Origin of the sequence: Streptomyces jeddahensis (assembly GCF_001642995.1) — a bacterium.
Lineage (GTDB): Bacteria > Actinomycetota > Actinomycetes > Streptomycetales > Streptomycetaceae > Streptomyces > Streptomyces jeddahensis.
The window spans coordinates 1-15,664 of the sequence record NZ_LOHS01000138.1 but is presented as its reverse complement, the minus strand read 5'-3'; the positions used below and the strand labels follow the sequence as shown (position 1 = coordinate 15,664).

Annotated in this window: 16 protein-coding genes; 13 read left to right on the top strand and 3 right to left on the bottom strand. The window is 70.1% G+C overall.

Going from position 1 to position 15,664, the window contains the following annotated elements; all coding sequences use genetic code 11:
• The first annotated feature begins 162 nt into the window (after nt 1-162).
• The 9 genes from STSP_RS30195 (at nt 163) to STSP_RS30155 (ending at nt 10,525) form a co-directional block, all read left to right on the top strand.
• Nucleotides 163-921: an enhanced serine sensitivity protein SseB gene (locus tag STSP_RS30195; RefSeq protein ID WP_067284186.1), complete on the top strand. Its 759-nt coding sequence runs from the start codon at nt 163-165 to the stop codon at nt 919-921.
• 238 nt (nt 922-1,159) lie between these two features.
• On the top strand, nt 1,160-1,954 hold the full coding sequence (locus STSP_RS30190; protein ID WP_067284185.1) for an enhanced serine sensitivity protein SseB C-terminal domain-containing protein: 795 nt from the start codon (nt 1,160-1,162) through the stop codon (nt 1,952-1,954).
• A 447-nt stretch (nt 1,955-2,401) separates the two neighbouring features.
• Nucleotides 2,402-3,403, top strand: coding sequence for an ABC transporter permease (locus STSP_RS30185; RefSeq protein WP_067284184.1), 1,002 nt, complete (start codon nt 2,402-2,404; stop codon nt 3,401-3,403).
• Nucleotides 3,404-3,498: 95 nt separating this feature from the next.
• Nucleotides 3,499-5,271 (top strand): ABC transporter substrate-binding protein, encoded by a 1,773-nt coding sequence (locus STSP_RS30180; protein ID WP_067284183.1) that lies wholly within the window; start codon nt 3,499-3,501, stop codon nt 5,269-5,271.
• Nucleotides 5,272-5,398: 127 nt separating this feature from the next.
• Nucleotides 5,399-6,400, top strand: a complete 1,002-nt coding sequence (locus STSP_RS30175) for an ABC transporter permease (RefSeq protein ID WP_067284182.1) — start codon at nt 5,399-5,401, stop codon at nt 6,398-6,400.
• Nucleotides 6,397-7,497: an ABC transporter ATP-binding protein gene (locus STSP_RS30170; protein ID WP_067284181.1), complete on the top strand. Its 1,101-nt coding sequence runs from the start codon at nt 6,397-6,399 to the stop codon at nt 7,495-7,497. The genes STSP_RS30175 and STSP_RS30170 overlap by 4 nt, the downstream gene beginning before the upstream one ends.
• A 44-nt stretch (nt 7,498-7,541) precedes the next feature.
• Nucleotides 7,542-8,828, top strand: a complete 1,287-nt coding sequence (locus STSP_RS30165; RefSeq protein ID WP_067284187.1) for an ABC transporter ATP-binding protein — start codon at nt 7,542-7,544, stop codon at nt 8,826-8,828.
• A 115-nt stretch (nt 8,829-8,943) separates the two neighbouring features.
• The gene (locus tag STSP_RS30160) at nt 8,944-9,633 is read left to right on the top strand and encodes a trimeric intracellular cation channel family protein (RefSeq protein ID WP_067284180.1); all 690 of its coding nucleotides are present in this window, start codon (nt 8,944-8,946) and stop codon (nt 9,631-9,633) included.
• Nucleotides 9,634-9,658: 25 nt separating this feature from the next.
• On the top strand, nt 9,659-10,525 hold the full coding sequence (locus STSP_RS30155; RefSeq protein WP_067284179.1) for a thioesterase family protein: 867 nt from the start codon (nt 9,659-9,661) through the stop codon (nt 10,523-10,525).
• 214 nt (nt 10,526-10,739) lie between these two features.
• On the opposite strand, the gene STSP_RS30150 is transcribed toward STSP_RS30155, so the two are convergent.
• Nucleotides 10,740-11,360 (bottom strand): TetR family transcriptional regulator, encoded by a 621-nt coding sequence (locus tag STSP_RS30150; RefSeq protein WP_067284178.1) that lies wholly within the window; start codon nt 11,358-11,360, stop codon nt 10,740-10,742.
• A gap of 106 nt (nt 11,361-11,466) precedes the next feature.
• Here STSP_RS30150 and STSP_RS39795 point away from each other — a divergent pair, with 106 nt between their 5' ends.
• The 3 genes from STSP_RS39795 (at nt 11,467) to STSP_RS30140 (ending at nt 13,203) form a co-directional block, all read left to right on the top strand.
• Nucleotides 11,467-11,628, top strand: a complete 162-nt coding sequence (locus STSP_RS39795; RefSeq protein WP_198547460.1) for a hypothetical protein — start codon at nt 11,467-11,469, stop codon at nt 11,626-11,628.
• A gap of 90 nt (nt 11,629-11,718) precedes the next feature.
• The gene (locus tag STSP_RS30145; RefSeq protein ID WP_067284177.1) at nt 11,719-11,982 is read left to right on the top strand and encodes a DUF4190 domain-containing protein; all 264 of its coding nucleotides are present in this window, start codon (nt 11,719-11,721) and stop codon (nt 11,980-11,982) included.
• A 57-nt stretch (nt 11,983-12,039) separates the two neighbouring features.
• On the top strand, nt 12,040-13,203 hold the full coding sequence (locus tag STSP_RS30140) for a cysteine desulfurase family protein (RefSeq protein ID WP_067284176.1): 1,164 nt from the start codon (nt 12,040-12,042) through the stop codon (nt 13,201-13,203).
• Nucleotides 13,204-13,323: 120 nt separating this feature from the next.
• Here the strand turns inward: STSP_RS30140 and STSP_RS30135 are convergent, their stop codons facing one another.
• Nucleotides 13,324-14,007, bottom strand: coding sequence for an N-acetylmuramoyl-L-alanine amidase (locus STSP_RS30135; protein ID WP_067284175.1), 684 nt, complete (start codon nt 14,005-14,007; stop codon nt 13,324-13,326).
• Between the two features lie 60 nt (nt 14,008-14,067).
• On the opposite strand from STSP_RS30135, the gene mnmA reads away from it, so the two are divergent.
• The gene (mnmA, locus tag STSP_RS30130) at nt 14,068-15,189 is read left to right on the top strand and encodes a tRNA 2-thiouridine(34) synthase MnmA (protein ID WP_067284174.1); all 1,122 of its coding nucleotides are present in this window, start codon (nt 14,068-14,070) and stop codon (nt 15,187-15,189) included.
• Nucleotides 15,190-15,234: 45 nt separating this feature from the next.
• Here the strand turns inward: mnmA and STSP_RS30125 are convergent.
• The coding region (locus tag STSP_RS30125) for a hypothetical protein (RefSeq protein ID WP_067284173.1) at nt 15,235-15,664 on the bottom strand (430 nt) is incomplete at its 5' end.

Sequence of the window (15,664 nt, the reverse complement as noted above, 5' to 3'; positions counted from 1 at the left end):
TTGCTGGGGGCACCTCCCAGCGGTAGCTGGGGGAGGGTGGGCACAACCCACGACGGCGGGCGCCCCGGCCCAGTACCCGCACCCCCGTGGGGGTGGGCACAAGCCCGACGGCGGGCACCCGGCACGAAACCCAGACCCAGCGGCCAGCGTTAGGGTACGCACATGGACAACCCGCACCCCCCTCCGCACGGCGGATGGCCCGGCAACGAGCTGGAGGAGGTGCTCGCCGCCTCCCTCGGCGTCCCCACGGCGGGTGCCCGCATCGTCGAGGTGCTCGGCCGCAGCCCCATATGGATCCCCCTGCCGGCCGGCGGCGGCCCCGACAGCCGCAGCCTGGACCTGCCGACCCTGGAGATAGAAGGACAGGCCTACGTCCCCGTCTTCAGCTCCGAGCAGCAGTTCCGCCAGGTCGTCGGCGACCGCATGAGTTACACCGTGGCACCCGCCGTCGAGTTCGCACGCGGACTGCCCCCGGGCCTCGGTATAGCCGTCAACCCGGACGGCGCGGTCGGCGTACCGCTGCCCCCGCCCGCCGTGTCCGAACTGTGCCGGGTGGGACGCACGCCCCTCGACGGTCCCGCGAGCGGCGGACGCGTACGCCTCTTCGAACCCGACTGGCAGGACGACCCGGTGGACTTCCTGTCCGCGGCCTCCGGGGAGTTCGCGGAGGCCGGCATCGTGCTCACCGCACGCCGCTGCCTCGCCAGCATCGAGGGAGGCGACCCGGTGCTCTTCGTCGGCGTGGAACTCTCCCAGTGGGAGGGCAGCGCGAGGAACATCCCGATGGACGCGCTGGGCCGCGCCCTCGGCCGCGTGCCGGTGGCCTGGCCGGTGAACCTCGTCCTCATGGACATGGCCCAAGACCCGGTGGCCGACTGGATGCGCGAGAAGGTGCGCCCCTTCTACCGACGTGAACACTGACGGGGCTCTCTGTCGGCTGCGCCTGCTGAGCCTGCGGCACCCAGTACGTCAAGCCGCTGTCAGTACCGCCCCCTAACCTGGTTTCATGTCGGGGCGGGGCGGATTTCCGGCCATGGCCCGAGCGCTGGCGCCCGGAAGATGCAGAATGACTCGGTCGGGCCGCGGCGGTGAGCGTCTGTGCGCGCATCCGGCGATCCCGTCGGGTCCGTAAGAGTGCGTCATGAAGGGGCGGTCAAGGGTGAGTGCGTCGGGCACGACTGCGGCCGGGCAGGTCGAGCACATGCTGCGGCAGGTGACGCCCGGGCGTTACGACGCGTACGAGGCGCTGCTGCGTGCGCTCGCCGACCCGGCGACCGGCCAGGTGTGGATGCTGCTCTGGCACGGGCAGGCCGGATCCCCGGACGCCCAGTACGGGAACATCGAGGTCGACGGGTTCAACTACGCGCCCTGCGTCACCTCGGCGCAGGAGCTCTCGGCCAGCGGCTGGACACGCGCCACGGAGGTCGTGAGCGGCCTCGGCGCGGCCCGCGCGCTCTACCCCGACCACTACGGCATCTGGCTCAACCCGCATGCTCCGGGCGGCGGCGTCGGCGTTCCCTGGCTGGACCTGCGCCGCATCGCCACCGGGCTCGACCGGCAGCCCGCAGGACCGCTCCGGCTCAGCGAACCGGCCATCGAGATCCCGCAGTTCTACGCCCTGCTCACGCAGAACGCCCACCGCACCCCCGCCGTGCGGTCGTTGCGCCGCGCCTGGGTGCAGCCCGCACTGGGCGCGCCCTATTTGGCGATCGGCCTCGATGTATACGACACCAGCGGACCGGCCGTCGACTCGGTGCGGGCGATGATGCAGCAGTCGATCGCGGCCGTGCCGGACGGACTGCCGGTCTCGACCGTCGCGATGGCCGACGACCACGACCCGGTCGCGATGTGGCTCCGCGCCAATTCCCGGCCGTTCTACGACCGCGAGGCCCACGCGGCCCCCGCGGCGCCGGTTGCGGGATATGGATATCCGCCGCCCCAGGCCACGTACTGAACCGTTCCGCCTCGCCAGCACCGCTGCGCCCGCACCCATCCCTGAAGGCACTGGGAGGCACGAAACCGTGCCCGCAGCGGCAATCTCGAGGACACATTCACCTGTTCCGCCCTGTGGACGACTCGTGCAGCAGCACCAACCCGATATGTCCGCTCTGACGTCGTCTGGTGGTGAAAGTGGCGCAGTTCTACGCGCGTGAACCCTTTCGGCCCAACTGACCCCGCGTCCGAGGGGCGTTCACGTGCGTCCGGATAACGGAAACCCCAGGACAGCATCACGTTTAGGCATCCATTCGCCGTACGGTCTGGCAACAGATCACGACGGCGTTGAAGACTCCCGCTCCAAGGGGGTTTGAGACACCCCTCGCTGATGACTTGTGGATTGATCGACGCCGCTACAGCGGCAAGTGCGGCCCGGCCACCGCCGGTTGAGAGGGGTCCCTGCCTGATGACGGCACCACTGCACGAGCCGACCGCGGAAGCGGCCCCGCCCGCGTCCGCAGACCCCGCCGGTGCGGGGGTGAAGAAGGTCGAGGGCCGCTCCCTCAAGCAGATCGCCTGGAACCGTCTGAAGCAGGACAAGGTCGCGCTCGCCGGCGGCATCACCGTGTTCGTGCTGGTCCTGGTGGCCGTGTTCGCTCCCTTGATCGTGAGCCTGCTGGGGCACCCGCCGAACGAGTTCCACCAGGAGAAGCTCGACCCGCTGACCAACCTCCCGCAGGGAGCGTTCGGCGGAATGAGCAGCGACTTCCTCTTCGGCGTCGAGCCCAACAAGGGCCGCGACGTCTTCAGCCGAATCGTCTACGGCGCCCGGATCTCGCTCCTCGTGGCCTTCCTCGCCGCCGTGGTCGCGGTCGTGCTCGGCACGCTCTTCGGTATCGTCGCGGGCTACTTCGGCGGCTGGATCGACGCCCTCATCAGCCGCACCATGGACGTGCTGCTGTCCTTCCCGCAGCTGCTCTTCATCATCTCGCTGGTCTCGGTCCTCCCGGACGACCTGCTGGGCCTGACCGGTTCGGGGGTGCGGATCGCCGTACTCGTCGCGGTCATCGGCTTCTTCGGCTGGCCGTACGTCGGCCGCATCGTCCGCGGCCAGACCCTGAGCCTGAGGGAGCGCGAGTACATCGAAGCCGCGCGCAGCCTCGGCGGAGGACGGCGGCACATCCTCTTCCGGGAACTGCTGCCCAACCTCGTCGCTCCCATCACCGTCTACGCGACGCTGATGATCCCCACCAACATCCTCACGGAGGCGGCCCTCAGCTTCCTCGGCGCGGGTGTCCGGCCGCCGACGGCCTCGTGGGGCGGCATGCTGCGCGACGCGCTGGAGACCTACGAGCACGACCCGATGTTCATGGTCTTCCCCGGCGCGACGATCTTCATCACCGTGCTCGCCTTCAACCTCTTCGGGGACGGTCTGCGCGACGCGCTCGACCCCAAGGGGACCCGATAACCGAACGACTCGCCCCTGCCGCACCGTCAGGTGGCTCTTCTCCCATGGTTCTCCGGCACAGGCCCGGGACCGCGAATCTCGGAGGTTACGAGAAAATGCCCACAGGTTCCCCGAAGCGACGGCTCGCTGCTGGCGCAGCCCTCGTTGTCGCGGCGCTGGTGACCACCACGGCGTGCGGCGGCGGTGACGGCGAGAACGGCAGCGACGACGCGAAGGGCGCCGGCTACAACGCCGCGCTCAACAAGGTCGTCAACGCGTCCACCAAGAAGGGCGGGACGCTGAAGTTCATCGGCAAACAGGACTTCGACTCCCTGGACCCGCAGCGCACCTACTACGGCATGACCTGGGACTTCATGCGGTTCTTCACCCGCACCCTGGTCACGTACGACACCAAGCCGGGCGAGGCGTCCAACAAGCTCGTCGGCGACCTGGCCACCGGTCCCGCCGAGGTCTCGGCCGACGGCAAGACCTACACGTACAAGCTGCGTGACGGCCTCACGTGGGAGGACGGCTCCAAGCTGACCTCCAAGGACATCAAGTACGGCATCGAGCGCATCTGGGCGACGGACGTCATCACCGGCGGCCCGGCGTACATCAAGCAGACGCTCGACCCCAAGGGCGAGTACCCGGGCCCCTACAAGGACAAGTCCAAGGACAAGCTGGGCTTGAAGGCGATCGAGACGCCCGACGACCAGACCATCGTCTTCAAGCTGCCCAAGCCCAACGGCGACTTCGAGCAGTTCCTGGCGATGCCCACCGGCGCCCCGGTGAAGCAGAGCGAGGACACGGGCGCCAAGTACACGCAGCGTCCGTTCTCCTCCGGCCCGTACAAGGTCCAGTCGTACAAGGCGAACAAGGGGCTGACCCTGGTCCGCAACGACAAGTGGAACAAGGCGTCGGACCCGATCCGCCCGGCCCTCCCGGACAAGATCACCGTGACGATCTCCGCCAACCTGGAGGAGAACGACAAGCGGCTGATGGAAGGCGACTACGACCTCGACGTCAACGGCACGGGCATGACCCAGTCCGGCCGCGTCACCGCCGTCCAGGACCACAAGGCGAACGTCGACAACATCCAGACGTCCTTCGTCCGCTACGTGGCGCTTGTCCACACCGCGAAGCCGCTGGACGACGTCCACTGCCGCAAGGCCGTCTTCTACGCAACGGACTTCGCGGGCCTGCAGCAGACCCGCGGTGGCGCGATCGCCGGTGGTGAGATCGCCAACTCCACCTTCCCGAAGTCGATCCCGGGCTACAGCGACTACGACCCGTACGGGATCCTCGCCCGCAAGGGCAAGCCGGACCTCGCCAAGGCGAAGGCGGAGCTGAAGGAGTGCGGCGAGCCGAACGGCTTCTCCACCAAGATCAGCGCCCGTAACAACAACCCGGGCGAGGTCGACACCGCCGAGGCCCTGCAGGAGCAGCTCGCCAAGGTCGGTATCAAGGTCGAGGTCGACCCGATCGACGGCGCCGAGTCCTCCAGCATCACCGGCTCGCCGAAGGTCGTGAAGGAGCGCGGCTACGGCATGACGATGAGCGGCTGGGGCCCGGACTTCCCGACCGGCCAGGGCTACGCGCAGCCGCTGTTCGACAGCCGCTTCCTGTTCGAGAGCGGCAACTACAACGAGTCGCAGATCAAGGACAAGACGATCGACAAGATCTTCGACGACGCGATCGCGACGACCGACAAGGCCAAGGCCGAGGAGCTGTACAAGCAGCTCGACAAGCGCCTGCTCGACAACGCCGACTGGATGCCGTTCATCTACGAGAAGAACATCTCGTGGCGCAGCCCGCGGCTGACGAACGTCTACTCGTCCGCCGCGTACAACGGCCGGTACGACTACGTGTCGCTGGGCGTCGTCAAGTAGTCGCCGAACACCCGTAGTCACCGTTTCCACGCCGCCGAATCCCGCCAGTCCGAAGGGCAGGTGATGGCCCCGGGCGGCGGCCGGGACCTCTCACGAGGAGGTCCCGGCCGCCGCCGGGCCGCGCACAGTGCTTGCTTATCTCATCCGGCGCCTGATCGCCGTCGTCATCATGGTGCTGGTCGTACTGCTCGCGACCTTCACCGTCTTCTTCATGCTGCCCAAGTGGGCGGGACAGGACATCGCCGTCCTCTTCGCCGGCAAGGCATCGGGTGCCGAGCAAGTCGAGGGCATCCGCACCAAACTGGGCCTCGACCAGCCGCTGCTCGTGCAATTCTGGGACTTCGTCAGGGCCATCCCGATGGGTCGCGACTACGCCAACGGCACCGACGTGACCCACTGCCCCGCCCCCTGCTTCGGCTACTCCTTCCGTACGGAGGAGCCGGTGTGGACCACGCTCAAGGACGCGCTGCCCGTCACCGGCGCCCTCGCCGCCGGCGCCTGCGTCCTGTGGCTGGCCGCGGGCGTCGCGACCGGTGTGCTCTCCGCCCTGAAGCGGGGCTCCCTCTGGGACCGCGCCGCGATGATCGCCGCGCTCGGCGGCGTCTCCCTGCCGATCTTCTTCACCGGCATGGTCGCGATGGGCATCTTCGTGCACAGCCTGGGCTGGGTGCACATCGAGGACAACCTGAGCACGGACGACTCCATCGGCGTCTGGTTCCAGACGCTGCTGCTGCCATGGATCGTGCTCGCCCTCCTGAACGCGGCCATGTACGCCCGCCTCACCCGCGCAACGATGCTCGAGGTGCTCGGCGAGGACTACATCCGCACCGCCCGCGCCAAGGGGCTCGGTGAGCGTGTCGTCATCACCCGGCACGCCCTGCGTTCCGCGATGACGCCGATCCTGACCGTCTTCGGTCTCGATCTCGGCGTCCTGCTCGGCGGCGCCGTGCTGACGGAGTCCACGTTCAACCTGCCGGGACTCGGTCTCGCCGCGGTCCAGGCCATCAGCTCCAAGGACCTGCCGGTGATCCTCGGCGTGACCCTGTTCGCGGCCCTCGCGATCGCCGTCGCGAACCTCGTCGTGGACCTCCTGTACGCCGTGATCGACCCCCGAGTGAGGCTCGCATGACCGACATCGGCAAGAGCGGAGCGGCCGTCGGCGAGCCCGTCGCCCAGGGCTCGCCCGCCCCGACCGCCTTCCTCGAAGTCCGCGACCTCAAGGTGCACTTCCCCACCGACGACGGCCTGGTCAAGTCCGTCGACGGGCTCAGCTTCCAGCTGGAGAAGGGCAAGACCCTCGGCATCGTGGGCGAGTCCGGCTCCGGCAAGTCCGTGACCTCGCTCGGCATCATGGGCCTGCACACCGCCGGCCAGTACGGCAAGCGGAAGGCGCAGCTCTCCGGCGAGATCTGGCTGGACGGTCAGGAGCTGCTGTCCGCCGACCCGGACGAGGTGCGCAAGCTGCGCGGCCGCGAGATGTCCATGATCTTCCAGGACCCGCTGTCCGCCCTGCACCCGTACTACTCGATCGGCCAGCAGATCGTGGAGGCGTACCGGGTCCACCACGACGTGGACAAGAAGACCGCCCGCAGGCGCGCCGTCGAGATGCTCGACCGGGTGGGCATCCCCCAGCCGGACAAGCGGGTCGACAGCTACCCGCACGAGTTCTCCGGCGGCATGCGCCAGCGCGCGATGATCGCGATGGCGCTGGTCAACAACCCCGAGCTGCTCATCGCGGACGAGCCGACGACCGCCCTGGACGTGACGGTCCAGGCGCAGATCCTCGACCTGATCCGCGATCTGCAGAAGGAGTTCGGCTCCGCGGTCATCATCATCACCCACGACCTCGGAGTGGTCGCCGAGCTCGCGGACGACATCCTCGTGATGTACGGCGGCCGCTGCGTGGAGCGCGGCCCGGCCGAGAGCGTGTTCTACGAGCCCCGGCACCCGTACACCTGGGGCCTGCTCGGCTCGATGCCGCGGCTCGACCGCGAGCAGACCGACCGGCTGATCCCGGTCAAGGGCTCCCCGCCGTCACTGATCAACATTCCGTCGGGCTGTGCCTTCAACCCACGCTGCCCGTACGCCGACCTGCCCAAGGACAACGTGACCCGCACCGTCCGTCCCGAGCTCGCCGAGGTCGGCAGCCGGCACTGGGCCGCCTGCCATATGACGCAGGAGCAGCGGGAACGTATCTGGACCGAAGAGATTGCGCCCAAGCTGTGAGCGGGAACCCCGAGAAGAGCGCCGTGACGAGCGAGGACAAGGCCGTGACCATTCCCGCGCAGAGCGGCGGCGCCACGCTGAAACAGGGTCCCGCCCAGGGCGAGACCCTGCTCAAGGTCACCGGGCTGCAGAAGCACTTCCCCATCCGCAAGGGTCTCCTGCAGCGCCAGGTCGGCGCCGTCAAGGCGGTCGACGGCCTCGACTTCGAGGTGCGCTCGGGCGAGACGCTCGGCGTCGTGGGCGAGTCGGGCTGCGGCAAGTCGACGATGGGGCGGCTGATCACGCGGCTGCTGGAACCGACCGCCGGGAAGATCGAGTTCGAGGGCAAGGACATCACGCACCTCGGCGTCGGCGGGATGCGCCCGCTGCGCCGCGACGTGCAGATGATCTTCCAGGACCCGTACTCGTCGCTGAACCCGCGCCACACGATCGGCACGATCGTCGGTGCGCCCTTCCGGCTGCAGGGCGTCACGCCCGAGGGCGGCATCAAGAAGGAGGTGCAGCGGCTCCTCGAGGTCGTGGGCCTCAACCCCGAGCACTACAACCGCTACCCGCACGAGTTCTCCGGCGGCCAGCGCCAGCGCATCGGCATCGCCCGCGCGCTCGCGCTCAACCCGAAGCTCGTCGTGGCGGACGAGCCGGTCTCCGCCCTGGACGTGTCGATCCAGGCGCAGGTGGTGAACCTGCTCGACGACCTGCAGGAAGAGCTGGGCCTCACGTATGTGATCATCGCCCATGACCTGTCGGTCGTCCGGCACGTGTCCGACCGGATCGCGGTGATGTACCTCGGCAAGATCGTCGAGCTCGCCGACCGGGACTCGCTGTACAAGGCGCCGATGCACCCGTACACCAAGGCCCTGATGTCGGCGGTGCCCATCCCGGACCCCAGGCGCCGGGCGGCGAAGAGCGAGCGCATCCTGCTCAAGGGCGACGTGCCGTCGCCGATCTCGCCGCCGAGCGGCTGCCGCTTCCACACCCGCTGCTGGAAGGCGACGGAGACCTGCCGGACGCAGGAGCCGCCGCTGCTCGAGCTGAAGCCGGGCCAGCAGGTCGCCTGCCACCACCCCGAGAACGCCGAGGACCAGGCACCGCAGGACACCGTTCTGCTGTCGGCGGCCACCGAGGCGATCGAGGTCGTGACGGTGGGCGGGGACGAGCCGGCGAAGACGGCTGCCGAGCAGACGCCCGAGCCGGAGACGTCTGAGCCGGAGATGTCTGAGCCGGAAGCGTCCGCGTCCGAGGGCTCCGCGTCCGAGGGCTCCGCGTCCGAGCCGCCCGCGTCCGAGCCGTCCGTGCCGGAACCGTCTGGTGAGAAGCGGGTCAAGGAGTAGATCGACATCACGGTCCGTGGTCGGACGGGAGCCCGGCGAGGCCGCTCTCCCGTCCGGCGGCACCGCCCTGACCTGCGACGTCACGGCACACCCGGCGCACAGGTAAGAATGTCGGGTGCTCCAGGATCTGTTCACCCCCTCCGTCCAGCATGCGCTCGACCTCGCCGGGATCTTCGTCTTCGCCATCTCCGGCGCCCTCCTCGCCGTACGCAAGAACTTCGACGTCTTCGGCATCGCCGTACTCGCGGAGGTCACCGCGCTGGGCGGAGGGGTGCTGCGCGACCTGATCATCGGGGCCGTCCCGCCGGCCGCCTTCACGGATCTCGGGTACTTCCTCACGCCGCTGGTCGCGGCGGCGCTGGTCTTCTTCCTGCATCCGGAGGTGGAGCGGATCCAGACGGGGGTGAACGTCTTCGACGCCGCGGGGCTCGGGCTCTTCTGCGTCACCGGCACCACCAAGGCGTACGAGCACGGGCTCGGGCTGACCGCCTCGGCGGCTCTCGGGGTTGCGACGGCCGTGGGCGGCGGTGTGCTGCGCGACATCATCGCCAACGAGGTGCCGTCGCTGGTCCGCTGGGACCGGGACCTGTACGCGGTGCCCGCCATGGTCGGCACGGCGATGGTCGCGCTGTGCATCAAGTTCGACGCGCTGTCCGCCGTCACGAGCGGAATCGCCGTGGTGACCGCGTTCGTCCTGCGGCTCCTCGCGATGCGGTACCACTGGCGCGCACCACGAGCCTGGAACCGGAGGTCCACGGCGGTGGAGCCCGGCGATACACCTGGGGAATTCAAAGCTACCGCTTAGTAGTTTTCTGTTGTACGGTGCCGCCATGGCAGCAGCACATGCTGGGCAGACGACCCAGGCCACCATCGGGGACAGCGAGTTCGACCGGGACACCGCGGTCACGCCGCGCGAGCCGGGCGTGTACGAGGCTGAGCTCTCCGGGGGCTGGACGATCGCGGGCGCCGTCAACGGCGGCTACCTCCTCGCCCTCCTGGGCCGGGCCCTCGCGGACACCCTGCCGCACGCCGACCCCTTCACGATCTCGGCGCACTATCTGACGGCGTCCCGTCCGGGCCCCGCCCTCATCCGGACGGAGACCGTGCGCACCGGCCGCACCCTCTCGACCGGCCAGGCGTCGCTCCTGCAGTACGACGACGAGGGCAACGAGGTCGAGCGCATCCGGGTGCTCGCCTCCTACGGCGACCTCGACGGGCTCCCCGACGACGTACGCACCGCGGCCGAGCCGCCCCGGATGCCGCCCGTCGAGCAGTGCTTCGGCGCGGACGACGCCCCGAAGGGCGCGTCGCCGATGGGCGGCTTCCCGATCGCCGACCGGCTGATGGTCAAGCTCGACCCGTCGACGCTCGGCTGGGCGCTGGGCCAGCCGTCCGGCAAGGGGGAGATGCGGGCGTGGTTCGGTCTCGCGGACGGGCGGGACGCCGACCCCTTCTCGCTGCTGCTCGCCGTGGACGCCCTGCCGCCCACCGCCTTCGACCTGGGTATCAAGGGCTGGGTGCCTACGGTCGAGCTGACCGTGCACGTACGGTGCCGCCCGGCGCCGGGACCGCTGCGGGTCGCCATCAGCACGCGCAACCTCGCGGGTGGCTTCCTGGAGGAGGACGCCGAGGTCTGGGACAGCGCGGACCGGCTGGTCGCTCAGTCGCGCCAGCTGGCGCGGGCGCGACTGGGCTAAGGCGGGCGGTGTGCGCCTTGGCGCCTTCGCGCCTTAGCGCTGCATGTTCGGGGGTCGCATCCCCCCGCTGACGCTTGGGCGGTGCCCCCAGGACGATGGGGACACCGCCCATGCCCTTTGGGCCGGCATGGGCACAGCTGGTCGGTAGGGGCACAGCTGGGTCGGCAGGGGCACAGCCCGCTGCTCGGGTGCCCCGGCAGGGACGGTCCGGCTGTCAGTCCAGCCAGTGGCGGCGGCCCAGGCTCACCAGGCGCATCTGGCGGCGCGCGAGGTCGGCCACGCGCTCCTCGGTGCCCGGTTCGGCCTCGAGGAACGCGCACGCGGTCATCACCATGTGGTCGACGTACAGGCGCGCCAGCATCAGTACGTCGTCCTCGCTCCAGCCCTTCGCTTCGGGGTGCTTGGCGAGTTCGACCGCCACTTCCTCGGCGAAACGGTCCAGTTGCTCGCCGATGGCGGTGCGGACCGGCTCTACGCCGCCGTGCCTCTCGCGCGCGATGAACCGGACGTGCGGCGCGTGGGTACGCACATGATCCGCGATCAAGTCGACAGCGCGGGTGATGCGTTCGTCGCTGTCTCCGGTCGCCGCCAGCGTGGTGCCGATCATCTCGTGCAGGCTGCCGAGCGCCTCCTCGACCAGTGCCACTCCGAGGTCCGCGGTGCTGCGGAAGTGCCGGTAGAAGGCGGTCGGCGCGATCCCGACGGCGCGGGTGACCTCGCGCAGGCCCAGGCTGCTCAGGCTCTGACCCTCCAGAAGCCCCAACGCCGCGTCGAGCAGGGCCTGTCGGGTCTTCTCCTTCTGGGTCTGGCGGATACCGGCGGGTATGTGACTCATGCCATGCAGTTAACAACTGTTCTCTTCAATTGGGAAGCCGCGCGGAGAGTTAGACTCATTAGTCAGTGAACAGGCGTTCACCGAAACTTCCACGAGAGGCATCCCCGTGCTGTTCCTCGTCGCAGCCCTTCTTCTGCTGGGCGTCTCGCTGGGCACCGTGGCCCACGCTCCTCTTCCCGTCACGCTGGTCGCCGCAGCCGTGATCGGCGTATGGCTTGCCGTCTTCGCCGTACGCGAGCGGCATTCCCGGCGGCGACACGACCACTGACCGCTGATCCCCTCAGCACCTCTCCATTGATCCCTTCAGGAACTCTCCGCTGATCCCTTCAGGAGTGGAGTCATGCACAGGAGTGGAGTCATGCAATGCACCGCCGCCCCATCCGTGCGGCCGACGGGTGACGCCGACGGCATGGCCGTCGCCTCGTTCATCCTCGGGCTGATCGGCCTGCTCGTCCTCAACCTCTTCCTCGGGCCCGTGGCGATCGTCCTCGCGGCGGTCGCGCTCCGCCGCGGCACCGCGCGCCGCGGCCGCGCCCTGCTCGGCCTGGGCCTCGGCCTGGCGGACCTGATCGTCCTCGCAGCCTTCGTCTCGGCGGACAACACGGTGTCCTGGTCGTTCTGAGGGGCCGCCCACGGTGCCCGACGGGCCCGCCGCAGGGCCTCGTAGAATCAAACCACCATGGCCTACCTCGACCACGCCGCGACCACTCCGATGCTCCCGGAGGCGATCGAGGCGATGACAGCCCAGCTCGCCGTGACCGGCAACGCCTCCTCACTGCACGCCGCCGGCCGCCGGGCCCGCCGCACCGTCGAGGAGGCACGCGAAGCCCTCGCCGAGGCACTGGGCGCCCGCCCCAGCGAGGTCGTCTTCACCTCCGGCGGCACCGAGGCGGACAACCTCGCCGTCAAGGGCCTGTTCTGGGCCCGCCGAAGCGCCGACGCCGCCCGTACGCGCGTCCTGGCCAGCCCGGTCGAGCACCACGCCGTCCTCGACGCCGTGCACTGGCTCGGCGAACAGGAGGGCGCGACGGTGGAGTACCTGCGCGTGGACACGTACGGCCGGGTGCACCCCGAGGCGCTGCGCGAGGCGATCGAGCGCAATCCCGACGATGTCGCCCTCGTCACCGTGATGTGGGCCAACAACGAGATCGGCACCGTCATGCCGGTCCGTCAACTCGCCGCCGTCGCCGCCGAGTTCGGTGTGCCGGTGCACGCGGACGCCGTCCAGGCCTTCGGGCAGGTGCCCGTCGACTTCGGCGCCTCGGGGCTCGCGGCGATGACCGTGTCCGGGCACAAGATCGGCGGTCCGTACGGCATCGGCGCGCTGCTCCTCGGCCGCGAGTACAGCCCCGTGCCGGTGCTGCACGGCGGCGGCCAGGAGCGCCACGTCCGCTCGGGCACCCTGGACGTGCCCGCCGTCGCCGCGTTCGCCGTCGCCGGACAGCTCGCCGCCGAACAGCGCGAGCGGTTCGCCCGCGAGATCGGCGGACTGCGCGACGAACTGATCGACGTGGTGCGCAAGGCCGTTCCGGAAGCCATCCTCGGCGGCGACCCCGTCGACCGGCTGCCCGCCAACGCGCATTTCACGTTCCCCGGCTGCGAGGGCGACTCGCTGCTCCTCCTGCTCGACGCGCAGGGCATCGAGTGCTCCACGGGATCCGCGTGCACGGCCGGCGTGGCCCAGCCGAGCCACGTCCTGCTCGCCACCGGCACCGACCCCGACCTGGCCCGCGGCAGCCTCCGCTTCTCCCTCGGCCATACGTCGACCAAGGCGGACGTCGACGCGGTGGCCCAGGCGATCGGCCCGGCGGTGGAGCGCGCACGCACGGCGGGCCTGACGTAGGCGTTCTCTACAGAAACGGTTGGGCGCGCCGTACGGGCGCAGGATCACGGCCTGCCGGAGCGCTGGCAGGCGCCGTACGAGGTCAGGAGTCCGCCGTAAGCGGGCAGGCTACGCACGGGATCAGGCGCTCGCCGTACGGGCCTCCCTGACCAGCCGTATGTACCGGTCCCAGTCCCAGTGCGGCCCCGGATCCGTGTGGTCCGTGCCCGGCACCTCGACGTGCCCGATGATGTGCTCCCGGTCGACCGGTATGTCGTACCGCGTGCATATCGCGGCCGTCAGCCGCGCCGACGCGCGGTACATCGCGTCCGTGAACGACGAGGCCCGGTCGACGAAGCCCTCGTGCTCGATGCCGACGCTGCGCTCGTTGTAGGCCCGGTTGCCCGCGTGGAACGCCACGTCCAGCTCGCGGATCATCTGCGCTATGTGCCCGTCCTTGCGCACCACGTAGTGCGAGGCCGCCTGGTGGCCGGGGTCCCGGAACACCTTCAGCACCGTCGCGTAACTGCCCTGTGCGACATGGATGACCACGCGGTCGATGCGGTAGTCGTCGGGGCGGTCCGCCCGCCGCCGGTTCGCCGAGGACGCCGCCACCCACTGCGCGCCCCGGAAGTCGACCTCGCCGTCCGTGCGGTCCTTCTCCACGCCCGGGACACGCCACCACAGGCTCCCCAGCTCGTCGCGTGCGAGTGCGGCAGAGCCGACGGCGGCTGCCGCACCGCCGATGATCAGCGCACGCCGCCCGAGGTGCCGGTCCGTGTCCTTCTGTGCCCGGTGGCTGCCCGGGCCCTGCTGTTCCCCCATGTGATCGTCAACGGATACGCACGCGATCGGGTTCCCGCGGCCCCGTACTCTTGAAGGGCTATGACTGAGACCCCGCAGCGCCCCCTCCGCGTCCTCGCCGCCATGTCCGGCGGAGTGGACTCCGCCGTCGCCGCCGCCCGGGCCGCCGAGGCCGGGCACGACGTGACCGGAGTGCACCTCGCCCTCTCGGCGAACCCGCAGTCGTTCCGCACGGGCGCGCGGGGCTGCTGCACCATCGAGGACTCCCGCGACGCCCGCCGCGCGGCAGACGTCATCGGCATCCCCTTCTACGTCTGGGACCTCGCCGAGCGGTTCCGTGAGGACGTCGTCGAGGACTTCGTCGCCGAGTACGAGGCAGGGCGTACCCCGAACCCGTGCCTGCGCTGCAACGAGAAGATCAAGTTCGCGGCTCTGCTGGACAAGGCGCTCGCGCTGGGCTTCGACGCGGTCTGCACCGGTCACTACGCCAAGGTGATCGTGAACGACGACGGCACCCGCGAGCTGCACCGCGCATCCGACATGGCCAAGGACCAGTCGTACGTGCTCGGGGTCCTGGACGATAAGCAGCTGGCGCACGCGATGTTCCCGCTGGGGGACACCGTCACTACCAAGGACGAGATCCGTGCGGAGGCCGAGCGCCGCGGGCTCGCCGTCGCGCGCAAGCCCGACAGCCACGACATCTGCTTCATCGCCGACGGCGACACGCAGGGCTTCCTCGCACAGCGGCTCGGCAGGGCCGAGGGCGACATCGTCGACGAGTCCGGCACCAAGCTGGGCACGCACGAGGGGGCGTATGGGTTCACGATCGGCCAGCGCAAAGGCCTGCGCATCGGCACTCCGGCGCCCGACGGCAAGCCGCGCTACGTGCTGGACATCTCGCCCGTGAACAACACGGTGACGGTCGGCCCGGCGGCCTCCCTCGACGTCTCGGGCCTCACCGCGATCAAGCCCCGCTGGTGCGGTGTCGCGCCGACGGGCCCGGGCACGTACACCGCGCAGCTGCGCGCCCACGGCGGCGAGACGCCCGTGACCGCCGAGCTCGTCGGCGACGAGCTCCAGGTCGCCTTCGAGGAGCCGGTACGCGGCGTCGCACCGGGCCAGGCGATCGTGCTCTACGACGGCACCCGCGTGGTGGGCTCGGCGACGATCGCGACGACCTCGCGCGCGACGGCAGTCGCCTGACGCTCCCGGTGCGGCGGCCGTCGCCTGGTGCTCTCGGAGGGCGTGTCAGCGCGGCCGCGCGGACAGATAGTGGTGCAGCACGCCGCCCAGCTCAGCGCACCACGTCTGCAGTACGGACGTGCGGCGCGCCTTCACCCGGCACTCGAACATCCGGCCGTCGAGTAGCACCGCCGCCACACACAAGTAGGCGCCCATGGGACGGAATTGCACCGTCTGGAGATGCGGCCACGGGAAGTCGGCCGCGTAGACGCCCTGTGCGAAGTGGACGCCCTCGGGGCCCAGGGCCACGCCGTTGTCGGCGTCGGCGGCCAGGAACTCGGGGCCGTCCGGTGGCGCCGCGGCCGCCGACGGGTAGGGCGGCGGAACCGGTGCCGGCGGGACCGGTGCCGGCGGGGGAGGGGAGGTGGGGGCCGCTGGCTGGAACGACGTGGGCGGGGCCGGGGGCTGGAACGATGTAGCGGGGGGCGGCGGCTCG

What these genes read in the sequence shown, in the direction of transcription:
- STSP_RS30150 (WP_067284178.1), bottom strand. Translation starts at nt 11,360, where the DNA reads ATGAGTCACATACCCGCCGGTATCCGCCAGACCCAGAAGGAGAAGACC.
- STSP_RS30145 (WP_067284177.1), top strand. Translation starts at nt 11,719, where the DNA reads ATGCAATGCACCGCCGCCCCATCCGTGCGGCCGACGGGTGACGCCGAC.
- STSP_RS30140 (WP_067284176.1), top strand. Translation starts at nt 12,040, where the DNA reads ATGGCCTACCTCGACCACGCCGCGACCACTCCGATGCTCCCGGAGGCG.
- STSP_RS30155 (WP_067284179.1), top strand. Translation starts at nt 9,659, where the DNA reads ATGGCAGCAGCACATGCTGGGCAGACGACCCAGGCCACCATCGGGGAC.
- STSP_RS30170 (WP_067284181.1), top strand. Translation starts at nt 6,397, where the DNA reads ATGACCGACATCGGCAAGAGCGGAGCGGCCGTCGGCGAGCCCGTCGCC.
- STSP_RS30135 (WP_067284175.1), bottom strand. Translation starts at nt 14,007, where the DNA reads ATGGGGGAACAGCAGGGCCCGGGCAGCCACCGGGCACAGAAGGACACG.
- STSP_RS30180 (WP_067284183.1), top strand. Translation starts at nt 3,499, where the DNA reads ATGCCCACAGGTTCCCCGAAGCGACGGCTCGCTGCTGGCGCAGCCCTC.
- STSP_RS30195 (WP_067284186.1), top strand. Translation starts at nt 163, where the DNA reads ATGGACAACCCGCACCCCCCTCCGCACGGCGGATGGCCCGGCAACGAG.
- mnmA (WP_067284174.1), top strand. Translation starts at nt 14,068, where the DNA reads ATGACTGAGACCCCGCAGCGCCCCCTCCGCGTCCTCGCCGCCATGTCC.
- STSP_RS30185 (WP_067284184.1), top strand. Translation starts at nt 2,402, where the DNA reads ATGACGGCACCACTGCACGAGCCGACCGCGGAAGCGGCCCCGCCCGCG.